This is a genomic window from Candidatus Pelagibacter sp. HIMB1521 (assembly GCF_052047875.1).
GTDB lineage: Bacteria > Pseudomonadota > Alphaproteobacteria > Pelagibacterales > Pelagibacteraceae > Pelagibacter.
This window is the reverse complement of record NZ_JBNAIZ010000009.1, coordinates 66,212-87,223: the sequence shown is the minus strand read 5'-3', so window position 1 is coordinate 87,223 and position 21,012 is coordinate 66,212. Positions and strand designations below refer to the sequence as shown.

Sequence of the window (21,012 nt, the reverse complement as noted above, 5' to 3'; positions counted from 1 at the left end):
ATAAAGGTTTGCAAAATACAAATATTTATACTCCCAAGTCAGAAATAAAAAAAGATATACCAATTTTTTCTAGTATTAAGTTTAACACTAAAGAAAATGTTAATTCATCAGAAATATTTAATTCAAATAAATTTTATTTATTAAACATATGGGCTTCGTGGTGTGTACCCTGTAGACAAGAACATTCTTATTTAATGAAATTAAGTGAAAACAATAAAGTAACTTTAATTGGATTAAATTATAAAGATAATTTTAATAATGCTCAAAATTTTCTAATAAAATTAGGAAATCCCTACGAAACAATTTTATTAGATGAAGATGGTACAATTTCAATAGAGTGGGGGGCATATGGTGTGCCAGAAACTTTTTTGATCCATAAAAATAAAATAGTTGCAAAATACATTGGACCATTAAATGAAAAATTAATTAACGAAATTAACTCGATAATAAAATGAAAATTTTAAAAATTGCTTTAATTATTTTATTATTAATTCCAAAAATATCATTTGCTAGTGATCAGCTTGAAAGAAATAAGATTACGAAAAATTTAAGATGTTTAATTTGTCAGGGTCAATCTGTGTATGATTCTGATTCAGATTTTGCAAATAGCATGAAAATTTTAGTTGATAAAAAACTTGAGGAAGGATTATCTGAAAACCAAATTTATGATTTTTTTAAAGAAAAATACGGAGAATGGATTTTGTATGATCCTGGTTTAAATAAAAATACTTATATTCTTTGGTTATTGCCAATATTGATATTTTTACTTGGAGGTGCAATAATCTTCAAAAAACTAAAATTTAAAAATTAATCCAAAATGCATTTAAAAAAAATTCTGATTTTACTTATATTTCTAGCGTTTCCGATTTCATCAAATGCAGAGGAAATTAAACAGAGAGATTTAAATACTGAGTTTAACGTTTATACTGGGATGTTTGATTTTAGTGACGATGGAAAAAAATCAGAATTAATTGGCTTTCAGCATCAAAATGAAAACTTAAATAGAGATACTTTTCTTGGAAATTTATCACCTATTACTGGTGCTCTTATAACTGCAGATAGTGCGGCTTATGTTTATACAGGAGTAGAAGCACAATATAAAATAGGTTCTTTAAATTTTAATCCAAGTTTTACTCCAGGATTATATCACGAAGGTGATGGAAAAGACTTAGGTCACGTTTTAGAATTTAAATCTGAGTTACAAATTTCTTTAGATATGTCTGAGAGCAGTCAATTTGGTTTTTCATATAATCATATATCTAATGCAAGTATAGGAGATAAAAATCCTGGGGCAAATAGTTATATGTTTAATTTCTTTAAAAGCTTCTAATACACTTTTATGAATTTAAATGATTGCTATAATTTTGATGACTTTAGAAAATTAGCCAAGAAAAAATTACCAGCACCAATATTTCATTATATTGATGGAGGTGCTGATGATGAAATAACTTTAAACAGAAATACAGATTCGTTTAACGACTGTGATTTAGTTCCTAATATTTTAAACAGTGTTGGAGAGCCAGATTTATCTACAACAGTTTTTGGTAGAAAAATTGATATGCCTCTATTTTTGTCTCCTACAGCGATGCAAAGTTTGTATGACCCAGAAGGTGATAAAGCTTCTGCTAGAGCAGCAGAAAAATTTAATACAATTTATAGTATGTCAACAATGGCATCATTCTCTATAGAAGAAGTTGCGAATGTTTCTAGCGGTCCAAAACTATTTCAACTTTATATCCATAAGGATAAATCAATTACTGATGATTTAATTGATAGATGTAGCAGAGCAAATTTTGACGGTATGTGCATTACTGTTGATACATTAGTTGCAGGAAATAGAGAAAGAGATCATAGAACTGGTTTTACTACTCCACCTAAATTTACATTAGATAGTTTATTAAGTTTTGCCATGAGACCTGGTTGGGTTTTTAAATATTTTACTAATAAAAAATTTGAGTTAGCAAATATTAAAAACAAAACCGACAAAGGAACAAACATATCTAAATCAGTAATGGATTATATTAATGAGCAATATGATCCAGCGATGAATTGGAAAGATGCAGAATACTGTATTAAAAAATGGAATAAACCAATGGCACTAAAAGGTGTAATGTCCGTTGAAGATGCAAAGAGAGCAATTGATATAGGCTGTACAGCGATAATGATATCTAATCATGGGGGAAGACAATTGGATGGATCGAGATCACCTTTTGATCAAGTTAAAGCAATTTCAGATGCAGTAGGTGATAAGTTAGAAATTATTCTAGATGGTGGAGTAAGAAGAGGAACGCATGTTTTAAAAGCTCTTGCAGCCGGCGCAACAGCTTGTAGTTTTGGAAAAGCATTTCTTTTTAGTTTGGGCGCTGGAGGACAACAAGGTGTTGAAAGATTACTAGAGAACATGCAAAAAGAAATTAGAAGAAATATGATTTTGATGGGCTGTAAATCTGTAAAAGATCTTGATGAATCAAAAATAATCTACAGAAATTAAGATAAATTAAGGAAATTCAAATTTTATCTTAATAGACAATTAACTTAATTTATGTATATTTTCCAACTTTATTATGAAACTAGCAGCGTCACTTGATAGACTTGGAACAGAAAGTGCTTTTTCAGTTTTAGCAGAAGCTAAAAAATTAGAAGCACAAGGAAACCCAATGATACATCTTGGGTTGGGTCAGCCAGATTTTAAAACACCTAAACATGTAGTTGAAGCTGCAAAGAAAGCTTTAGATGATGGTCACCATGGGTATGTTCTTTCAAACGGAATTTTAGAGTGCAGACAAGCGGTTACTAGATGGATCAAAAAGAGATATAACGCTGAAGTAGATCCAGAAAGAATTATCATAATGCCAGGTGGAAAACCTACAATGCATTATGCAATACAGTGTTTTGGTGAGCCAGGAGCAGAAATTATTCATCCAACACCAGCTTTTCCTATTTATGAATCTATGATTAATTATACAGGCTCTACTGCTGTACCTTATGATTTAACAGAAGATAAAGATTTAAAATTTAGTGCAGATAAAATTTTATCTTTAATCACTGAAAAGACTAGATTGTTAATTTTAATTAACCCTAACAACCCAACTGGAAGTTTTGTTGAGAAGTCTGAAATTGATAAATTAGCAGAGGGTTTAAAAAAACATCCGCATGTTACAATCCTAAGTGATGAAATTTACAGTAGACAAATATTTGACAATAAAGAAATGCCAACATTCTTTAACTATCCTGAGTTAAGAGAAAGACTAATTGTTTTAGAGGGCTGGAGTAAAGCTTACTCAATGACAGGTTGGAGATTAGGTTGGAGTTTTTGGCCTGAAAATTTAATTGAACATATTAATAAATTACTAATCAATAGTGTTTCTTGTGTTAATGCTGCGGCTCAATTTGCAGGAATAGCAGCGCTTGATGGACCAGACGATTCAATTGATTTGATGATGGAAAAATTTACACAAAGAAGAAAATTAATTCATGAAGGACTGAATAGTCTACCTGGAATAGAATGCAGTTTGCCAGGAGGAGCATTTTATGCATTTCCAAAAGTTATAGGGACTGGAATGGATGGTTCAGAGTTTTGTAAAAGAGCCATGCATGAAGCGGGTGTTGCTATTGTCCCAGGCACGGCATTTGGAAAAACATGCAAAGATTACGTAAGATTTAGCTTTGCTGCATCTCAGGATAACATTTCTAACGCATTGGAAAATATCAAAAAAATGCTAGGTTAAGCTATGTCTGAAATAGCTTTACCAAAAATTGATAGGTCTATTGTATCTAATAAATCTCAAATAGTAAAAAAACTATCAAGTCTAACTAATCCAGAAAATGTTTTAAGCGAAGCCGATGAATTGAGACCTTATGAAACTGATGCTCTTTCAGTTTATACCCAAACACCTCTAGCCGTGGTCTTGCCTGAAAACACTAGAGAGGTTAGCGAAATTCTTAAATATTGTAATGAAGAAAATATCAAAGTAGTTCCAAGAGGAGCTGGTACAGGTTTATCCGGTGGGGCATTACCTTTGCAAGATGCCATCCTTTTGGGTTTAGGAAAATTTAATAAAATTTTAGAAATTGATTATGAGAATAAATGTGTGATCACTCAACCTGGTGTTACTAATTTAGGAATTACTCATGCTGTAGAACATAAGGGTTTTTATTATGCTCCAGATCCATCTAGTCAATTAGCATGCTCAATAGGTGGTAATGTGGCTGAAAATTCAGGAGGTGTTCATTCTTTAAAATATGGAACCACTACAAACAATATTTTAGGTGTAGAAATGGTAATGATGGATGGAACCATTTGTAAAATTGGAGGAAAATCTTTTGATCAAGAAGGGTATGACCTTATGGGATTAATTTGTGGTTCAGAAGGATTATTAGGCGTTGTTACTGAAGTAACTGTTAAGATTCTGAAAAAACCAGAAGTTGTTAAAGCAGCTTTAATTGGTTTTCCATCTATTAAAGAAGGAGGAGATGCAGCGTCTGAAATAATTTCAAGTGGAATAGTTCCAGCTGGAATGGAAATTATGGACAAAGCTCTTATTGAAGCAACAGATAATTTTAGCAAAGCTGGTTATCCAAGAGATGCTGAATTATTATTAATCGTTGAACTTGATGGAACAGAGTCAGAAGTAAATGAGTTGATCAAAAAAGTTGAGATAATTTGTAAAAAAAATAATTGTTCAAGTTTAAAACTAAGCAAAAATGAAAAAGAGAGATTATCTTTCTGGGCTGGGAGAAAAGCTGCGTTTCCAGCATGTGGAGCGATGGCCCCAGATTATTATTGTATGGATGGCTCAATACCTAGAGGTAAACTCGCAGAAGCTTTACTTGAAATAAAAAAACTTTCAGAAAAGTATAATTTACCAGTGGCAAATTGTTTTCATGCAGGTGATGGAAATTTACATCCACTAATTATGTTTGATGGAAATGATAAAGAGCAGTTAAGAAAAACCGAAGAGTTTGGATCAGAAATATTAAAGACTTGCGTAAGACTTGGAGGAGTAATCACAGGAGAGCATGGAGTTGGTATCGAAAAAAGAGAACTTATGTGTGAGATGTTTAATGACGATGATATTCAACAACAGTTAGATATTAAAAAATCATTAGATGAGAAAAATTTATTAAATCCTGGAAAAGTATATCCTATTCTTAGAAAATGCGCGGAGGAAGGAAGGGTTCATGTCCACAAAAGCAAAGATAAATTCCCAGATCTTCCAAGATTCTAATAATATCTATTATCCAAAAAACGAGAGTGAAGTTTCAGAATTAATTAGAGAACTTTATAAAAAAGATTCTCCCACAGAAATAATAGGACATAATTCTAAAAGCTTCATAGGAAACAAAGCTCAATCAGCAAACACAATGTCGCTTTCAAAATTAACAGGCATAATAGATTACAGACCTGAAGAACTATATATTAAAGTAAAGGCTTGTACGCCAATAGAAGAAGTTGAAAAAATACTTGATGAAAATAATCAGGAATTAGCTTTTGAGCCTATTGATTTTGGTTATATAAAAAATGGTGTATCTAACAAAGGAACTATAGCAGGGTATTTATCCTGTAATTATGCAGGCTCAAGAAGGTTTAAAGTTGGAAGTGTTAGAGATCATGTGTTAGGTTTTAAAGGAGTAAATGGTAAAGGGGATATTATCAAATCAGGAGGTACTGTAGTTAAAAATGTTACTGGTTATGATTTGTCAAAACTTATAGCTGGATCCTTTGGCACCTTAGTAGCTTTAACAGAAATCACTTTAAAGGTTCTACCAAAAAAAGATTCTTCAAATACAATTGCAATTTATATTGATAAATCTGAGGAAATTTTTGATTTATTTATTAAATTATCAAGTTCCAGCAGTGAAATATCAGGAGCAGCGTATATTCCTAATAAATCAAAGGATGATGATTTTTTGAAGAAAAAAAATTCTGTATTTAAATTTAATGATTTAAAATCAAATACTTCTTTTCTAGCTTTTAGAGTAGAGGGAGATAAAATTTCAATTAAGGAAAAAATTAAAAATTTAAGTAAAGAGCTTGAACTTGATAAATTTGAAAATTCTACTTTAGATGTTTATCAATCAGAACCATTTTGGAAAAAAATCAATAATTTAGAAATTTTTGAGAATACAAAAAATAATTTAATTAGAATGGTTATTCCTCCAGCAAAAGGATCAAATTTATTAAAATTTTTAGATAATAAATATAAATATTTTGTGGATTGGTGTGGATCATTATTTTGGATAGAAGTTGATGAACATAAAGAAGAAAAAATAAAAGAGCTAAAAAAAATAGCTTTGGAATCTGGTGGTTATTTAACTGTAATAAAAACTTCTGCTGATTATGATTATGGAGAATCAATTTTTACAGTTGATGATATACGTTTGATGATTTCAGAAAAAATTAAGAAAAGTTTTGATCCAAAAAGAATTTTAAACCCTGGAAAAATGTATAGAGGAATTTAATGCAAACAAAATTTACTGAACAGCAACTTAAAGACTCTGATAATTTTGCTACAGAAAAAGTATTTAAAAAGTGTGTTCACTGTGGAATGTGTAATGCTACTTGCCCTACACATCAGCTGTTAGGTGATGAATTGGATGGTCCAAGAGGTAGAATTTATCTTATTAAGGACATGTTGGAAAATAACAGAAAACCAACTGAAAAAGTTGTTAAGCATATCGATCGTTGTCTTTCATGTTATAGCTGCATGACTACTTGTCCTGCTGGTGTGAATTACATGCACATCATAGATCATGGAAAAAAATATATTGAAAAAAATTATCAAAGATCTTTTTTTGATAAACTAATTAGATATTTTTTATCAATCACTTTACCAAATGTTAAAGTATTTAGACTCTCAAGTTTTTTTGTTAAATTGGCAATGCCATTTAAATTCTTAATGCCTACAAAGATTAAAGACATGATTGAATTAATGCCAACAACTTTTCCAAAAAAAACTTTACCTATTAAAGAGATTTACAAAGTTTCGGACAAGAAAAGAATAGCAAGAGTTGCTTTATTAACTGGATGTGTACAAAAAGAAATTTCACCTCAAATAAATGAAGCAACAATCAGATTATTAAATAGACATGGGGTTGAAGTTGTAGTTCCAAAAAAAATTCGTTGCTGTGGATCTTTAAATCACCATCTAGGAAAAGAAGAGGATGCTCACCAAGATTTTAAAAATAATATAAATACTTGGTATGAGGAGCATCAAAAGGGAAATTTAGACGCAATTTTATCTAATACATCAGGTTGTGGTACTACCATGAAGGATTATGGTTTTATTTTTAGAGATGACAAAGAGTTAAGTAAAAAAGCAAAAGTCATATCAGATCTTACAAGAGATATTTCTGAATATATTTTTGAAAGTTTAAAACTAAATATAAAATCTAAAGGAAAGAAATATAAAGTTGCTTATCACTCTGCATGTTCAATGCAGCATGGTCAAAAAGTCCATTCACAACCAATTTCATTACTTGAAAAAACTGACAATGAAATTATGGAAATTCCACAAGGACACATTTGTTGTGGATCAGCTGGAACTTATAATATTTTACAATCAAAAATTGCAAAACAACTACTAAAAAATAAGGTAAATAACATAGAAAGTTTAAACCCTGATTTTATTTCAACAGGAAATATTGGTTGTATTACCCAAATTTCTCATGGTACTAAAGTCCCAATTTTACATACAATTGAAGTTTTGGATTGGTACACAGGCGGTCCCAAACCTGAAATTTTAAAATAGGGGTTTTATGAAAAAAATTTTAATTACAAGAAGACTGATCCGAGAGAGTGAAGATAAAGCATCAAAATTATTTGAAGCTAAATTTAATTCAAATGATGAACTTTATTCACAATCAAAAATTATTGAAATGAGCGAAGGATGTGATGGAATTTTATCATCTTTAACTGAAAAATTAGATGCTGATACAATAAATAAACTTCCAGATAGTATTAAAATAATTTCAAATTTTGCAGTTGGTTTTGGAAATATTGATTTAGATGCTGCTAAAAAAAGAGGTATTGCCGTAACTAATACCCCAGAAGTTTTGTCAGATGCTACAGCTGAGATAGGAATATTGCTTATATTAGGAGCTTGTCGAAGAGCGTCAGAAGGAATTGAATCTGCGCGTGAGGGTGGATGGAAATGGTCCGCAGATTATTTAATTGGAAAACAGTTAACAGGAACAAGACTAGGAATTTTAGGTATGGGTCGTATCGGTCAAAAAATTGCAAATATTGCTAAATCTTTAGGCATGGTTATTCATTATCATAATCGTTCAAAATTAAGTGAAGATAAAGAGCAGGGCGCAATTTATCATGACAGTATAAAAAGTCTTTTTTCAGTTTCAGATGTTTTATCTATCTGTTGCCCAGCTACAAAGGAAACAGAAAACCTAATAAATAAAGAGACAGTTGAGTATTTCCCCAAAGGTGCTGTGATAACAAATGTTGCTCGAGGTGATATAGTTGATGATGAAGCTTTGATTGATGCATTGAATAGAAGAAAAATTTATGCTGCAGGATTAGATGTTTATAAAAATGAACCAAACTTAAATCCTGGTTATTTAAAAATCCCGAGTGTTTTTGTTTTGCCTCATTTAGGAAGCGCTACAAAAGATACTAGAATTGCAATGGGAAATTTAGCAATAGACAATATAGAAGAATTTTTTAGAACTGGTAATTGCGTTAATAAAGTTAACTAAATTTTAATGAATAAACCTGTTCTAGCTAAATCAAAAGCTATTATAATTTTTTTAGTTTTTGCTTTAGGATATTTTATTTCTACTCTCTTAAGAGCAATAACTGCAACAATTTCACCTGAATTAGTAAATGAATTTAATCTTTCTGCGGGAGAGCTTGGATTATTGGGAGGTGGATATTTTCTAGGATTTGCAAGTGTACAAATCCCTTTAGGCTATATGCTAGACATGAGAGGTCCAAGAAAAATTGTTTCATACTTTTTATCATTAACCATTGTTGGTTTATTAATATTTGCTCTCGCTGAGAATTTTTTAACTCTTTTAGTATCTAGAATTATTATAGGAGTTGGTGTTGGAGCTTGTTTAATGGGGCCTTTGACAGCTTATCGGATTTGGTATCAAGATGAAACCCAACAACGTGCAAACTCATGGATGTTAATGGTCGGTGCAATTGGTATGTTGTCATCAAGTTTACCAGTTCAATTTTTCTTACCTATAATTGGTTGGAGAAATATATTTTTGCTTTTAGCTTTCATAACTTTGGTTTGTATAATTTTGATAATTATTTTTATTCCTCAGTGGACTTCAAAAGGTAGTCAGAAAAACGATGATGCAAAATTGAGTATTGTTTGGCAAAATCAATTCTTCAGAAGTGTTATTCCAATGGGCTTTTTTAGCACTGGAGGATTATTTGCTATCCAAACACTATGGGCTGGTCCTTGGATGATAAAAGTATCTGGGTATACACCAGAGGAAAGTGCAAAAGGGTTATTTTTAATTTATTTTTTTATGCTGCTATCATTTTTAATATGGGGCTATTTTGTTCCGAAATTTTCAAAGAATGTTAATGATGCAATCAGATTGTTGAAATATGGTTCACCATTAAGTTTATTGGTATTGGGTGTAATTATTTATCTAGGTCCAAATACAGATTCAATTCATTGGGCATTATTCATAGTTTCAGCTGTATTTTTGTCTTTAATTCAGCCAGCAGTTGGGATGGCTTTTTCTGTTTCTAATGCAGGCAAAGCTCTAACTTCTTATAATTTGTTAATATTTATAGGTGCCTTCTTTCTGCAATGGATAATTGGCCTTATTATAGATTTAGGATTAAGTTTAAATTATTCTGAAATTGCTTCATTTCAATTAGCAATGTCTTTTGTACTAGTTACGTCTTTAACTTCTTATTTATATTTTTTAATAAAAAATAATTAATCTAATTTAGATGCTTATAAATTGTAGTTCTAGACACACCTAATTTTCTTGATACTGCAGAAATATTATTAGTTTCACTAAAAGTAGATCTAATTAAGATACACTTTTCTCTTTTAATTTTTGTATCCTCACAATTTTTACAAGCGTAAGTTTTGTTTTGTTTATCAGTTTCTATAAATTTACTTTCTTTAAAATTTTGACTTTTGACTACAAAAACAGATGAACCTAAATGATCTGTTATCTTTAGAGTTTTATTATTTAAGATATCTGATGCAATTGATGAAAATGAAGTTGTAAAAATTTTGTTAAAATTCTCATTTTTTAAATCAACTAGTCCATTAAGCATAATTTTTGCATTGTTGTTTGCACCTACAATTAATCCATCACCATTTATCGCCAGCATCCCAACACTAGTTGTAGTTAGATATTCTTGTCTTGGATGAAAAGAAATAATTAATTCGTTTTCAAACTTTTTAATAAACAATTTGGTTTCGATACTTCTAGTAGCAAGTCTTACTAAAGCTAGTGTATGTTGTTCTCTGGACATCGAGTCTGTTGAAGCATCTATAATACCAATAATTTTACCATCATAATTTATAATTGGACTTGCAAAGCACGATATATTTTCATGAGCAGTAAAAAAGTGTTCTTTACCTGAAACGATAGTTGGTTTTTTTAGTTCAACAGATAATCCAAGACCGTTTGTTCCACAAATTTTTTCTGCCCAAATTGATCCTGGTATTACTGTTTTACCAACGTCAGTTTGTAAACAAGATTTGTCATAAATTGTATCTAAGACTAATCCTTTCTCATCTGAGTAAGCTACCATAAAATTTGTTCCCGCTATTTGGGAATAAAGAAGTTCTAGTTCAGGAATAATTATTCTTCTGACAGCTTCGTTTCGCTCTTTTATTTCTTTTAGTTCGATTGATGAAATTACACTTTGTTTAGGATCATTAAACGGATCAAGGCCTTCACTGATACATCTCAACCAACTTTCGTTAATATCTTTTCCCATCTCATAAGAGCTCATATTCCTTTTGTGTAGGATATTTTTAAGTTCGCTGTTTGAGTGACTTAAGTTTGACATTTTAAAAGTTTATTTGTTTTTCTAGATACAACAACCAACCACAGGTTGTAATTGTTAACTTTTTGTACATATAAAGATGCCGTTGACTCCATTCTATATCAGAATTTTAATAGTGTTACTTAAATATTAAAGGAGAGATAATAATGAAAGCACAGGTTTTGCATAAATATGACCCTGAAATGAAAGAAAAGGTCTGGGTCACAGGTGAGGAGATGCCAGATCCTAAAATTGAAAAGGCGTCAGACGTTATAGTTAAAATTGGTGCTGCAGGAGTTTGCAGAACTGATTTACATATTATTGAAGGAGTATGGAAACATATCCAAGATCCAGATGGAAAATTATTACCATGTGTAATGGGACATGAAAATGCTGGTTGGGTAGAGGATGTAGGTTCAGACGTTACTGAATTTAAAAAGGGTGATCCTGTAATATTACACCCACTTATTTCTGGAACAGGAGGAACTTGTTTAGATTGTAGAAGAGGTAATGATATGCATGCTGAAGCAGGTGCATTTCCTGGATTAAGTATCAAAGAAGGTGGCTACGCTGAACTATTAAAAACTAGCGTTAGAAATCTAATTAAACTTCCAAAAGTATTAGCGCCTAAAGATGTTGCACCTTTTTCAGATGCAGGTCTTACAGCTTATAGAGTGGTAAAAAAAGCAACAAGACATTTGCTACCTGGTCAGAGCTGTACAATTATTGGCGCAGGAGGTTTAGGTCACATCGCTATTCAATGTTTAAAAGCTATGTGTGCAGCAGATATTATTATTGTTGAAAAATCTGAAGCAGCATTGAAACATGCAATGGAACTTGGTGGTGACCACGGAGTTTTAATTGATGGAAACGAAATTGAAAAAGTTCAAGAACTAACAAAAGGAAAAGGTTCTGAAGCTGTAATTGATTTCGTAGGTGAAAAAGGATCTACTGCCATGGGAATTCAAATGACTTCTAATGGTGGTTTTTACTACATAGTTGGATATGGAGAAGAAATTAAATCACTTGCAGTTGATTTAATTATTTCTGAGAAAACAATTGTAGGTAATTTAGTGGGAACGTGGTCTGAATTATATGAATTAATGGAGTTAGCTGACAGAGGTAAAGTTAAGCTCTCTATGCAGGAGTATAGTTTAGACGATGCTAATAAAGCACTTCATGATCTTAACGATGGTAAGGTTAAGGGACGAGCTGTTTTAGTTCCATAAAAAAAAAAGAGAGGTGATAATGAAAATAATAAAAACCTGCTTAACGGCTGTAATATCAAGTATGATGATATTTAGCCCTATGGCATATGCTGATAAGTGGAGTGATCAATTCCCACATATCAAAGCAACAGGAGATATTCCAGGTGATTGTTCTTATGAGGAAATGTCTAAGAAAAATTACAAAGGAAAAACTCTTAAAATAAATACTCACGCAATTCCAGTAATGGGAGAGCCAACAGCTCTTCATGCTGAACAGTTTGAAAAATTAACTGGAGCTAAAGTTGAAGTTACTCATACACCAGCGGGTGATTTGTATTCTAAAGCAATGGTTCCTTTTCAAGCTGGACAAGCACCTTACGATATTGTGTTTGGATTTTCTAACTTTATCAATGACTGGAAAAGATATTTAGCACCAGTTCCTAAGAAGTATATGAACTCAACAGAGATGAAAGACGTAACTAAATCTCATATGGGTGTATCATCTTGGGATGGAACTATGTACCAGTATCCAGTTGATGGTGACAGACACTATCTAAAATATAGAAAAGACGTCATTGATAATCCTGAAATGCAAAAAAAATATAAAGCAGAAACAGGAAAAGATCTAAAAGTTCCAACAACTTGGAAAGAATATGCTGAGATGGCAAAATTCTTTAATGGTTGGGACTGGGATGGAGATGGTGAGTTAGAATATGGTTCAGCTGAAGTTATGAAAAAAGACGACTTAATGTTCGCAGCTTTTTTCAGCAGATCAGTTGCATATGCTAAAAATCCAAGAACTCCAGGTGGTTTCTTTTTTGATTTAGAAACTATGAAACCAAACATTAATAATCCAGGTTTCGTTGAAGCTTTAACTGATTGGGTTGAAGCTACTAAATATGTTCCTCCAGGGGGAACTAACTTTGGTCTAGGTGACGAAATTGGATCATTTGGTGGTGGACAAACTTTATTTAGTTTTTCATGGGATGATGCGTTTATTGCAGCGATGCAGGATGATAGCCCTATTAAAAATAAAGTAGGTGCAGCTCCTCTTCCAGGTGCTAACAAAGTTTGGAACAGAGTTTCAAATAGCTGGGAAAACCAATACAACCAAGCTCCTTACATTGTTTGGGGTTGGGCAGTTGGTGTTGCTAAGAAAAGTAAAGTAAAAGATATGGCGTTTGATTATCTTTGCTTCTTCTCAAATGGAGCAAACCACCAAGCTGACTTAGCAATTGGTAGATTTGGTGTTAACCCTTTCAAAAACTCTGACTTCGACCCTAATATTTACATTAATAGTATGGGTTGGGATCCAGAGATCGCTAACAGTTACACTCAAACACTTTTAGATATGGAGAAAAGTCAAAATAGAGTTTTCCCTCTAAGAGTTCCAGGTGTATTTGAGTTTACAAGTGCTGTTGCTACAGGAACTTCTAAAGCTTTAGCAGGACAATTGTCTCCTCAAGAAGCATTAGACGAAGTTGCTAAAGAGTGGGAAGCAATTGTAAGCAGAGTAGGTAAAAAAGCAGTAAGAGATGCCTACGCTGTTGGTGTTAAAATGGAAGATAACCAACTATAATAATACTTAATTTATGTGGCCGTTTATTAAAATGGCCACATATAAAAAACATAATATAATCCAATTTTACAAATGAACTTTAAGCATAAATATTTCTTTCTGTTTCCAGGTCTATTTGTGTTGATTGGAATTTTAATCTTTCCAATTATTTTTGTTGTTAGATTAAGTTTATCTGGATGGAATAGTTATAATCCAGGTTTAGATTTTATAGGTATAGAAAACTATATCCGTCTATTTACAGACGACCCAAGATTTTGGGAATCTTTTTTTAGATTAAGTTTTTTATCTGTTACAACAGTAATTCTCCAGTATGTAATTGGATTTGCTCTTGCACATATGGTTTGGAAAGACATCAAATTTAAAAGATTTTTTAGAGTATTATTTTTAGTTCCAATGATGACAACTCCAGTAATTATGACTGTTATTTGGAGAACTTTTTTTCATGAGTCTTTAGGACCTGTTAATGATATTTTATCTAATTTTGGTTTATCTCCGAAATGGTTAACAGACCCAGCTTTAGCTAAATTTACAGTAATTATAGTTGAGGTTTGGCAGTGGACACCGTTTATGTTTCTACTTTTATTAGCAGGTTTATTGTCATTACCTAAAGAACCATTTTTAGCTGCTGCAATTGATGGAGCTAGTCCAGTTAGAAAGTTTATTTATGTAACTTTTCCGCTAATGGCACCTATATCAATTGGGGCAATAATTATAAGATTAATTGAGGCATCTAAAATTATGGATACGGTATATGTCCTAACATCAGGAGGTCCAGGTACCTCAACAGAAACATCAAGTTTTTATATTTTTATTAAGGGATTGAGAGAGTTTCAAATGGGATACGCAGCTTCGATGTCTTTTACTTACTTAATTATTATGATCATAAGTTTAACAATTATTGCAAAGGTTTTAACTAAATTACTTTTAAAAGAATAAATTATGAGCAAGCTTTATACATTTTTAAAATATTTTTTTATTGTCTTTTGGGCAGTTTTTGTTGTTGCTCCTTTTCTTTGGGCCTTAACTACATCGTTTAAAGATTTTCAATCTGTAAATGGGGGAGTTACGTATATACCATGGGTAGATTTTGAACCTAATCTAGAAGGTTGGAAAGTTCTGATAAAATCTCCAGCTAAAGGTGGCGTTGATATAGTAGAACCTTATTTCAATAGTTTGTTTGTAACATGTACAGCAAGTTTAATTAGTATAATTCTCGGAACGTTGTCAGCTTATGCGCTTTCTAGATATACATTTAAAGCAGGCTTTGTAAAAAATAATGACATTACATTTTTCTTTATTTCGCAAAGAATTATGCCACCAATTGTTTTATCAATTCCATTTTTCTTATTTTTAAGTTCAATTAATTTATTAGATAGCCTCGTAGGATTGATTGTAGTTTATATTGTTTTACTGATGCCTATTGCAGTTTGGATTATGGTTGATTTCTTTAATAAAGTTCCAAGAGAAATTGATGAAACAGCTTTGATTGATGGATGTAATCCTTATCAAGCTTTCTTAAAAGTGGTGCTACCAAACTCAATACCAGGATTAATTGTTGCTGGTATGTTTTGTATTATTTTTGGATGGATTGACTTTTTCTTTGCATTTATTTTAACTTTTACAGAAGTACAGTTATTACCAGTTAAAATAGTTGCTCTGAACTCATCTGTTACTCCATGGTGGAGTTTGTCAGCATCTGCTCTGGTTTCAGTTGCACCATTAATTATAGTAGCCTTCATAGTTGAGAGATACCTATCTAAAGGAAATTTATCAGGAGCAATTAAATAATGAATTTAATAGCTAACAATTTAACTTATAAACCAAGCGAGGAATATCACTTAAACGAAGTATCATTTAATTTTAAAGAGGGGAATTTATATACAATTCTTGGAAGAACTTTATCAGGTAAAACAACTTTATTAAAAACTATAGCTGGTCTTTTAACCCCAGACAGTGGTGCTATTGAATTTGATGGTAAGGATTTTTTAAAAGTTCCAGTTTGGAAAAGAAATGTAGCTATGGTGTATCAACAATTTATTAATTATCCTCATTTAAACGTATTTGAAAATATTGCGTTTCCTTTGAGACAAAGAAAAATCGATAATGAAGAAATCAAAAATAAAGTAATGGGGTCTTTAAAATCAGTTGGGTTAATTGGCTATGAAAACAGAAAAATACAGGAGTTGTCTGGTGGTCAGCAACAACGTGTCTCTTTAGCAAGATCATTAGTTAAAAACGCCAAAATATTATTGCTAGATGAACCTCTGGTTAATTTAGATTACAAATTGAGAGAACAGCTTAGAGAGGAATTTAAGAGTTTGTTTTCAAAAGGTTTAGCTGATGAAACTATCTTAATTTATTCTACTACAGACCCAAGAGAAACCATGGAATTAAATGGAGAAGTAATTGTTTTAGACGAGGGGAAAGTGCTACAAGTAGGTCCAGCAAAAGAAATATTTGAGAACCCAAGTTCTTTAAAAGTTGCTGAAATTTCTAACGACCCACCTATGAATATTATTGAAGCAGAAATATCTAATGAGCAAATAAGATTTGAAGGTATTGAAATAAAAGCACCCAATCATCTATCAAAGCTAACAGATAGCGGACTAAAGATTGGTTTAAGATCTTCAGATATTGAACTTAATGAAAATGGTTATGAATTTGAAGTTGAGCTTGCTGAAATTAGTGGTTCTGAAACTTTGCTCCATTTAAGAAGAGGAACTATAAAAATTATTATTTCTATAGAAGAGGTTTTGAATTTTAAAATTCATGACAAGATTAAAATAGATTTTAAAATAGATAGAGCTTATGCTTTTGCTGCTGATGGTAAATTAGCATCCTCACCATTTGGAGGAAACAATGGCTAAAATTGATTTAAGTAATATCTCACATTCTTACAATCCAAATGATCCAAATCCAGTTTATGCATTAAATCCATTTTCGATGACTTGGGAGAATGGAAATAGATATGCAATCTTAGGTCCTTCTGGATGTGGAAAAACAACGATGTTAAATATTGTTTCTGGATTAGTAAGACCATCAGCTGGAAAAATATTATTTGATGATAAGGATGTTACAGATTTAAAAACAGAAGAAAGAAATATTGCTCAAGTTTTTCAGTTTCCAGTAATTTATAACACCATGACAGTTTTTGAAAATCTTGCTTTTCCATTAAAGTGTAGAGATTTTTCAAAAGCCAAAATAGATGAAAGAGTCAACTCTGTTGCAGAAACTTTAAATTTAAAATCTTTTTTAAACTCTCCTGCGCGAAAATTAACAGCAGATCAAAAACAATTAATATCTTTAGGAAGAGGTTTGGTACGAGAAGATGTTGCTGCAGTTTTAATGGATGAGCCTTTAACTGTTATTGATCCTGATCTAAAATTTAGATTAAGAAGAAACCTAAAAGAAATAAACGAACAATACAAAACAACGTTAGTTTATGTAACACATGATCAAAACGAAGCCATGACATTTGCAGATAATATAATTGTGATGAGCGAAGGAGAAGTTGTACAAACAGGTTCGCCCAAAGAATTATTTGAAAGACCTAATACAACTTTTGTTGGTTACTTTATTGGTTCACCTGCTATGAATTTATTTGATAGTGAAGCAACTTCAGAAAATACTGTTAAAATAAATAATACAATAATTAAAACGAATACAAATTTGTCTAATTTAAAAAATAAAAATATAAAATTAGGAATTAGATCTGAGTTTATTAAAATTGCAAAAAATCAAAGTGAAAATCTTGTTGATGTGAATGTTCAAAAGGTTGAAGATTTTGGTAATTACAAATTGATTACTGCGAGAATGGATAATTTTGAAATTAAATCTAAAGTTAATAGAGAAACCGAAATTTCAGGTGAAAAAATTAAACTTCATATTCCAGCTGAAAAGTGCTGTATTTACGAAAATAATAAATTAATTTAAGTTTTAAATTCTACCTATAATTGTAAAAAAACCCTATCTAACCCATTCTAGGTCACTTTTTAGAAAGACTCTAATGTGAAAATATGTTTTAGTGCTCGCCAAGTTAATTAACTAGAGGAGAATAAATGATTAAGAATAAGAAATCTTTGAAGAGTTCTAAAACTCCTTCAAGAAGAAAGTTCTTCAAAGCAGCGGCAGCAACTGGTGCAGCAACAGCAGCAGCAGTGGCTATGCCAAACATTGCTTTAGGTGACGGTCACGTTACTTTAAAAATGCAAGCTGCTTGGCCATCAGGTGCTAACATATTTTTCGAAATGGCTTCAGACTATGCGAAAATGGTTAGTGACATGTCAGGTGGTAAATTAAAAATTGATGTGCAACCAGTTGGAGCAGTTGTAAAAACTTCTGAAATTGGTCAAGCAGTTAGTTCTGGAGTAGTAGATATGGGTCACTGGGTGACAGCATACTGGTACGGAAAAAACCCTGCTGCATCTCTTTTTGGAACAGGTCCCTCATACGGAATGTCGTCTCAAGAAGTTATGGGATGGATGGAGTATGGTGGAGGAAGAGCATTATATGAAGAAGCTGTAAAAAGTGTAGGATTTAATTACACAGGTTTCTTCCATATGCCAATGCCTGCACAGCCTTTTGGTTGGTTCAAAAAGAACGTAACTAAAGTATCTGATGTTAAAGGTATGAAGTATAGAACTGTTGGTCTAGCGACTAACGTTTTAACTGCTATGGGAATGGTTGTAAGACAGTTACCAGGTGGTGAAATCCAACCAGCAATGAAAACTGGTTTGATTGATGCTGCTGAGTTTAACAACCCAACATCAGACTCACAGTTTGGAATGCAAGACGTCTCTAAACACTATCACTTAGGAAGTTTCCACCAATCTCAGGAAATGTTTGAAATTCCTATGAACACTAAGAGACTAAACAGCCTTTCACCTGAACATCAAGCTATCTTGAGAAATGCTGCTTATGCTGCAAACTCAGATAACTACTTTAAAGCATTGGTTAGATATTCAACTGACCTTGCTAAGTTGATGAATGAGCATAAGGTTAATGTTTACCAAACGTCTGATGCTATCCTAGCAGAACAATTAAAAGGTTGGGATAAAGTTGTAGGAGAGTTTTCTGCTAAAGATGCTTTCTTCAAAAAAGTAGTAGACTCACAAAAAGCATACGCTAAGAGAACTATGAAGTATCTGTTGATGAATCAACCGAACTACAAATTAGCTTATGAAAATGAGTTTGGTCCAATCGAAAAAGTTAAAATCTAATTAACTTTAAAATAAATTTAAAAGGGGGTTGAAAAACCCCCTTTTTTTTACACGTATTTTAATATATTTCTTTGATATGAAGCCATTTATACAATTTGCAGATACTCTCAGCACATCAATGGGGAAAGCTTTTTCTTGGTGCATAGTAGTTTTAATGGGAGGAACTGTTTATGAAGTAGTTATGGCCTATGTTTTTAATTCACCTACACTTTGGAACTTTGATTTTAGTATGCAGATGTATGGTGCAATTTTAATGATGTCAGGAGCATATTGTTTAGCAACAGAATCACATGTTAGAGGTGACGTTATTTACAGATTATTTAGTCAAAAAACTCAGGCTTGGATTGATTTAGTTTTATACTTTATTTTCTTTTTTCCAGGTGTGATCGCGTTAGCTTTTTATGGATATGAATATGCTGCGCTTGCTTGGAAAATAAAAGAGACTAGTTGGAGTAGTCCAGCTCAAATCCAAATTTATATGGTTAAATCGATGATACCAGCTGCAGGTGTTTTATTAATTATTCAAGGCATCAGTGAAGTATTTAGATCTATTATATGTATTCAAACAGGACAATGGCCAGCACGAATGGTCGTTGCTGAAGAAACAGAACAAGTTTTAATGAGAACAGCTCAAGAAGAGGACAAAAAAAATGTTATTTAGTTTAACAAATCCAGAAATTGCAATTTTAATGATGGGTATGTTTTTGTTTGCAGTTCTTTTAGGTTTCCCGATTGCTTTCACTTTAATGGCTATGGGAATAGGCTTTGGATATTTTGCTTATTACGATGCAACAATGATGGAGCACATTTTTGATAATCGTATATTCCAATTGTTTGTTCAAAATACTTATACTGTTATGGACAACAACGTTCTTACGGCTGTGCCTTTATTTTTATTCATGGGATATCTAGTTGAAAGAGCAGGGATCGTAGCTAAACTATTTTTTGCAATTAGATTGGCCGCACATAGACTTCCAGCTTCAATGGCGGTGGCTGCATTAATTACGTGTACATTATTTTCGACAGCTACAGGAATTATTGGTGCTGTTGTAACTTTGATGGGACTGTTAGCATGGCCTGCAATGGTTAAAGCAGGTTATGATAAAAAATTTGCGTCAGGAATTATTTGCGCTGGTGGATGTTTAGGAATTTTAATTCCACCGAGTATCATGCTTATTGTTTATTCAGTAATAGCCCAACTATCACCATTAAGACTTTTTGCAGCAGCAATATTTCCAGGTCTACTTTTAGCAGGTCTTTACATTGCATATGCAGTATTTAGAGCATGGTTAAATCCATCTATTGCACCTAGACCTCCAAAAGAAGATATTCCACCAACTGGTGAAATTTTAAAAGAAGTTTTGGTTTCTTTCGTTCCACTGTTTGGTTTAATTATGCTTGTATTAGGTACTATTTTGGCAGGTATTGCAACTCCAGCAGAAGCAGCTGCAGCAGGAGCTTTTGGGGCAATACTTTTATCTTGGTTTTATAAAACACTTAAATGGCAAAACTTTAAAGAGTCTGTTTTTTTAACAGCTAAAACAACTGCAATGATCATGTGGCTGTTTATTGGTTCCTGGACTTTTTCATCGGTGTTTTCTTATTTGGGAGGACACGAGGTTTTTGAACACTTCTTTACTTCTATAAATATTACGACTTGGCAGTTTTTAATTATCACTCAAATAATTATTTTTCTTCTAGGATGGCCTTTAGAATGGACTGAAATTTTAATTATTTTTGTTCCAATATTTTTACCCTTGTTAGAAGTATTTGGTGTTAATCCATATTTCTTTGCAATGTTAATTGCTTTAAATTTACAAACATCGTTTTTAACCCCACCCATGGCTATGTCGGCTTATTATTTAAAAGGAGTTCAAAAATCTAATGTTGAACTTATGGATATATTCAGAGGAATAATGCCATTTTTAGCAATTGTAATATTTGCGATGTTTTTAATGTATATGTTCCCAGGAATAGCGCTTTGGTTACCGGAAACTTTATTTGCACAATAAAAGA

The 21,012-nt window shown here is 32.0% G+C and carries 20 protein-coding genes; 19 read left to right on the top strand and 1 reads right to left on the bottom strand.

Annotated features, from left to right (window positions below; genetic code table 11):
• From ACTTA5_RS04920 to ACTTA5_RS04875, 10 genes are all read left to right on the top strand, one after another.
• On the top strand, nucleotides 1–455 hold a 455-nt coding region (locus ACTTA5_RS04920; RefSeq protein ID WP_440648380.1), incomplete at its 5' end, for a DsbE family thiol:disulfide interchange protein.
• Nucleotides 452–811, top strand: coding sequence for a cytochrome c-type biogenesis protein (locus ACTTA5_RS04915; RefSeq protein ID WP_440648378.1), 360 nt, complete (start codon nucleotides 452–454; stop codon nucleotides 809–811). The genes ACTTA5_RS04920 and ACTTA5_RS04915, both read left to right, overlap by 4 nt.
• Nucleotides 812–817: 6 nt before the next feature.
• Nucleotides 818–1,330: an acyloxyacyl hydrolase gene (locus ACTTA5_RS04910; RefSeq protein WP_440613658.1), complete on the top strand. Its 513-nt coding sequence runs from the start codon at nucleotides 818–820 to the stop codon at nucleotides 1,328–1,330.
• Nucleotides 1,331–1,339: 9 nt separating this feature from the next.
• Nucleotides 1,340–2,491 carry an alpha-hydroxy acid oxidase gene (locus tag ACTTA5_RS04905; protein ID WP_440648376.1) on the top strand — a complete coding sequence of 384 codons (1,152 nt, stop codon included), beginning with the start codon at nucleotides 1,340–1,342 and terminating at the stop codon, nucleotides 2,489–2,491.
• 73 nt (nucleotides 2,492–2,564) lie between these two features.
• Complete coding sequence (locus tag ACTTA5_RS04900; RefSeq protein ID WP_440648374.1) at nucleotides 2,565–3,728, top strand: pyridoxal phosphate-dependent aminotransferase; 1,164 nt, start codon at nucleotides 2,565–2,567, stop codon at nucleotides 3,726–3,728.
• Between the two features lie 3 nt (nucleotides 3,729–3,731).
• Nucleotides 3,732–5,228 carry an FAD-linked oxidase C-terminal domain-containing protein gene (locus tag ACTTA5_RS04895; protein ID WP_440648372.1) on the top strand — a complete coding sequence of 499 codons (1,497 nt, stop codon included), beginning with the start codon at nucleotides 3,732–3,734 and terminating at the stop codon, nucleotides 5,226–5,228.
• Nucleotides 5,182–6,462, top strand: coding sequence for an FAD-binding protein (locus ACTTA5_RS04890; protein ID WP_440648370.1), 1,281 nt, complete (start codon nucleotides 5,182–5,184; stop codon nucleotides 6,460–6,462). The genes ACTTA5_RS04895 and ACTTA5_RS04890 overlap by 47 nt, the downstream gene beginning before the upstream one ends.
• Nucleotides 6,462–7,751 (top strand): glycolate oxidase subunit GlcF, encoded by a 1,290-nt coding sequence (glcF, locus tag ACTTA5_RS04885; RefSeq protein ID WP_440613663.1) that lies wholly within the window; start codon nucleotides 6,462–6,464, stop codon nucleotides 7,749–7,751. Before ACTTA5_RS04890 ends, glcF begins: the two co-directional genes overlap by 1 nt.
• A 7-nt stretch (nucleotides 7,752–7,758) precedes the next feature.
• Nucleotides 7,759–8,712 (top strand): 2-hydroxyacid dehydrogenase, encoded by a 954-nt coding sequence (locus ACTTA5_RS04880; RefSeq protein WP_075505843.1) that lies wholly within the window; start codon nucleotides 7,759–7,761, stop codon nucleotides 8,710–8,712.
• Nucleotides 8,713–8,718: 6 nt separating this feature from the next.
• Nucleotides 8,719–9,924, top strand: a complete 1,206-nt coding sequence (locus ACTTA5_RS04875; RefSeq protein WP_440648368.1) for an MFS transporter — start codon at nucleotides 8,719–8,721, stop codon at nucleotides 9,922–9,924.
• 1 nt (nucleotide 9,925) lies between these two features.
• Here ACTTA5_RS04875 and ACTTA5_RS04870 read toward each other — a convergent pair whose 3' ends face one another.
• Complete coding sequence (locus ACTTA5_RS04870) at nucleotides 9,926–10,957, bottom strand: GAF domain-containing protein (RefSeq protein WP_440648366.1); 1,032 nt, start codon at nucleotides 10,955–10,957, stop codon at nucleotides 9,926–9,928.
• Nucleotides 10,958–11,157: 200 nt separating this feature from the next.
• On the opposite strand from ACTTA5_RS04870, the gene ACTTA5_RS04865 reads away from it, so the two are divergent.
• From ACTTA5_RS04865 to ACTTA5_RS04825, 9 genes are all read left to right on the top strand, one after another.
• On the top strand, nucleotides 11,158–12,219 hold the full coding sequence (locus ACTTA5_RS04865) for an NAD(P)-dependent alcohol dehydrogenase (RefSeq protein WP_262589926.1): 1,062 nt from the start codon (nucleotides 11,158–11,160) through the stop codon (nucleotides 12,217–12,219).
• Between the two features lie 19 nt (nucleotides 12,220–12,238).
• The gene (locus ACTTA5_RS04860) at nucleotides 12,239–13,777 is read left to right on the top strand and encodes an extracellular solute-binding protein (RefSeq protein ID WP_440635396.1); all 1,539 of its coding nucleotides are present in this window, start codon (nucleotides 12,239–12,241) and stop codon (nucleotides 13,775–13,777) included.
• A 72-nt stretch (nucleotides 13,778–13,849) separates the two neighbouring features.
• Nucleotides 13,850–14,713 (top strand): carbohydrate ABC transporter permease, encoded by an 864-nt coding sequence (locus ACTTA5_RS04855; protein ID WP_075505839.1) that lies wholly within the window; start codon nucleotides 13,850–13,852, stop codon nucleotides 14,711–14,713.
• A gap of 3 nt (nucleotides 14,714–14,716) precedes the next feature.
• Nucleotides 14,717–15,565, top strand: coding sequence for a carbohydrate ABC transporter permease (locus ACTTA5_RS04850; protein ID WP_075505838.1), 849 nt, complete (start codon nucleotides 14,717–14,719; stop codon nucleotides 15,563–15,565).
• Nucleotides 15,565–16,644, top strand: a complete 1,080-nt coding sequence (locus ACTTA5_RS04845; protein ID WP_440648364.1) for an ABC transporter ATP-binding protein — start codon at nucleotides 15,565–15,567, stop codon at nucleotides 16,642–16,644. The genes ACTTA5_RS04850 and ACTTA5_RS04845 overlap by 1 nt, the downstream gene beginning before the upstream one ends.
• Entirely contained in the window at nucleotides 16,637–17,710 is a 1,074-nt protein-coding gene (locus ACTTA5_RS04840; protein WP_440648362.1) for an ABC transporter ATP-binding protein, read from the top strand. Before ACTTA5_RS04845 ends, ACTTA5_RS04840 begins: the two co-directional genes overlap by 8 nt.
• A gap of 125 nt (nucleotides 17,711–17,835) precedes the next feature.
• On the top strand, nucleotides 17,836–18,996 hold the full coding sequence (locus ACTTA5_RS04835; RefSeq protein ID WP_262589921.1) for a TRAP transporter substrate-binding protein: 1,161 nt from the start codon (nucleotides 17,836–17,838) through the stop codon (nucleotides 18,994–18,996).
• A gap of 76 nt (nucleotides 18,997–19,072) precedes the next feature.
• A complete protein-coding gene (locus ACTTA5_RS04830) occupies nucleotides 19,073–19,657 on the top strand; it encodes a TRAP transporter small permease subunit (RefSeq protein ID WP_440648360.1) in 585 nt (194 codons plus the stop codon).
• Nucleotides 19,647–21,008 carry a TRAP transporter large permease gene (locus ACTTA5_RS04825; RefSeq protein ID WP_262589918.1) on the top strand — a complete coding sequence of 454 codons (1,362 nt, stop codon included), beginning with the start codon at nucleotides 19,647–19,649 and terminating at the stop codon, nucleotides 21,006–21,008. Before ACTTA5_RS04830 ends, ACTTA5_RS04825 begins: the two co-directional genes overlap by 11 nt.
• The last annotated feature ends 4 nt before the right edge of the window (nucleotides 21,009–21,012 follow it).

Coding starts and splice junctions, on each gene's coding strand:
- ACTTA5_RS04850 (WP_075505838.1), top strand. CDS start 14,717: ATGAGCAAGCTTTATACATTTTTAAAATATTTTTTTATTGTCTTTTGG.
- ACTTA5_RS04890 (WP_440648370.1), top strand. CDS start 5,182: ATGTCCACAAAAGCAAAGATAAATTCCCAGATCTTCCAAGATTCTAAT.
- ACTTA5_RS04875 (WP_440648368.1), top strand. CDS start 8,719: ATGAATAAACCTGTTCTAGCTAAATCAAAAGCTATTATAATTTTTTTA.
- ACTTA5_RS04870 (WP_440648366.1), bottom strand. CDS start 10,957: ATGAGCTCTTATGAGATGGGAAAAGATATTAACGAAAGTTGGTTGAGA.
- ACTTA5_RS04855 (WP_075505839.1), top strand. CDS start 13,850: ATGAACTTTAAGCATAAATATTTCTTTCTGTTTCCAGGTCTATTTGTG.
- ACTTA5_RS04825 (WP_262589918.1), top strand. CDS start 19,647: ATGTTATTTAGTTTAACAAATCCAGAAATTGCAATTTTAATGATGGGT.
- ACTTA5_RS04845 (WP_440648364.1), top strand. CDS start 15,565: ATGAATTTAATAGCTAACAATTTAACTTATAAACCAAGCGAGGAATAT.
- ACTTA5_RS04895 (WP_440648372.1), top strand. CDS start 3,732: ATGTCTGAAATAGCTTTACCAAAAATTGATAGGTCTATTGTATCTAAT.
- glcF (WP_440613663.1), top strand. CDS start 6,462: ATGCAAACAAAATTTACTGAACAGCAACTTAAAGACTCTGATAATTTT.
- ACTTA5_RS04865 (WP_262589926.1), top strand. CDS start 11,158: ATGAAAGCACAGGTTTTGCATAAATATGACCCTGAAATGAAAGAAAAG.
- ACTTA5_RS04830 (WP_440648360.1), top strand. CDS start 19,073: ATGAAGCCATTTATACAATTTGCAGATACTCTCAGCACATCAATGGGG.
- ACTTA5_RS04860 (WP_440635396.1), top strand. CDS start 12,239: ATGAAAATAATAAAAACCTGCTTAACGGCTGTAATATCAAGTATGATG.
- ACTTA5_RS04880 (WP_075505843.1), top strand. CDS start 7,759: ATGAAAAAAATTTTAATTACAAGAAGACTGATCCGAGAGAGTGAAGAT.
- ACTTA5_RS04910 (WP_440613658.1), top strand. CDS start 818: ATGCATTTAAAAAAAATTCTGATTTTACTTATATTTCTAGCGTTTCCG.
- ACTTA5_RS04915 (WP_440648378.1), top strand. CDS start 452: ATGAAAATTTTAAAAATTGCTTTAATTATTTTATTATTAATTCCAAAA.
- ACTTA5_RS04835 (WP_262589921.1), top strand. CDS start 17,836: ATGATTAAGAATAAGAAATCTTTGAAGAGTTCTAAAACTCCTTCAAGA.
- ACTTA5_RS04900 (WP_440648374.1), top strand. CDS start 2,565: ATGAAACTAGCAGCGTCACTTGATAGACTTGGAACAGAAAGTGCTTTT.
- ACTTA5_RS04905 (WP_440648376.1), top strand. CDS start 1,340: ATGAATTTAAATGATTGCTATAATTTTGATGACTTTAGAAAATTAGCC.
- ACTTA5_RS04840 (WP_440648362.1), top strand. CDS start 16,637: ATGGCTAAAATTGATTTAAGTAATATCTCACATTCTTACAATCCAAAT.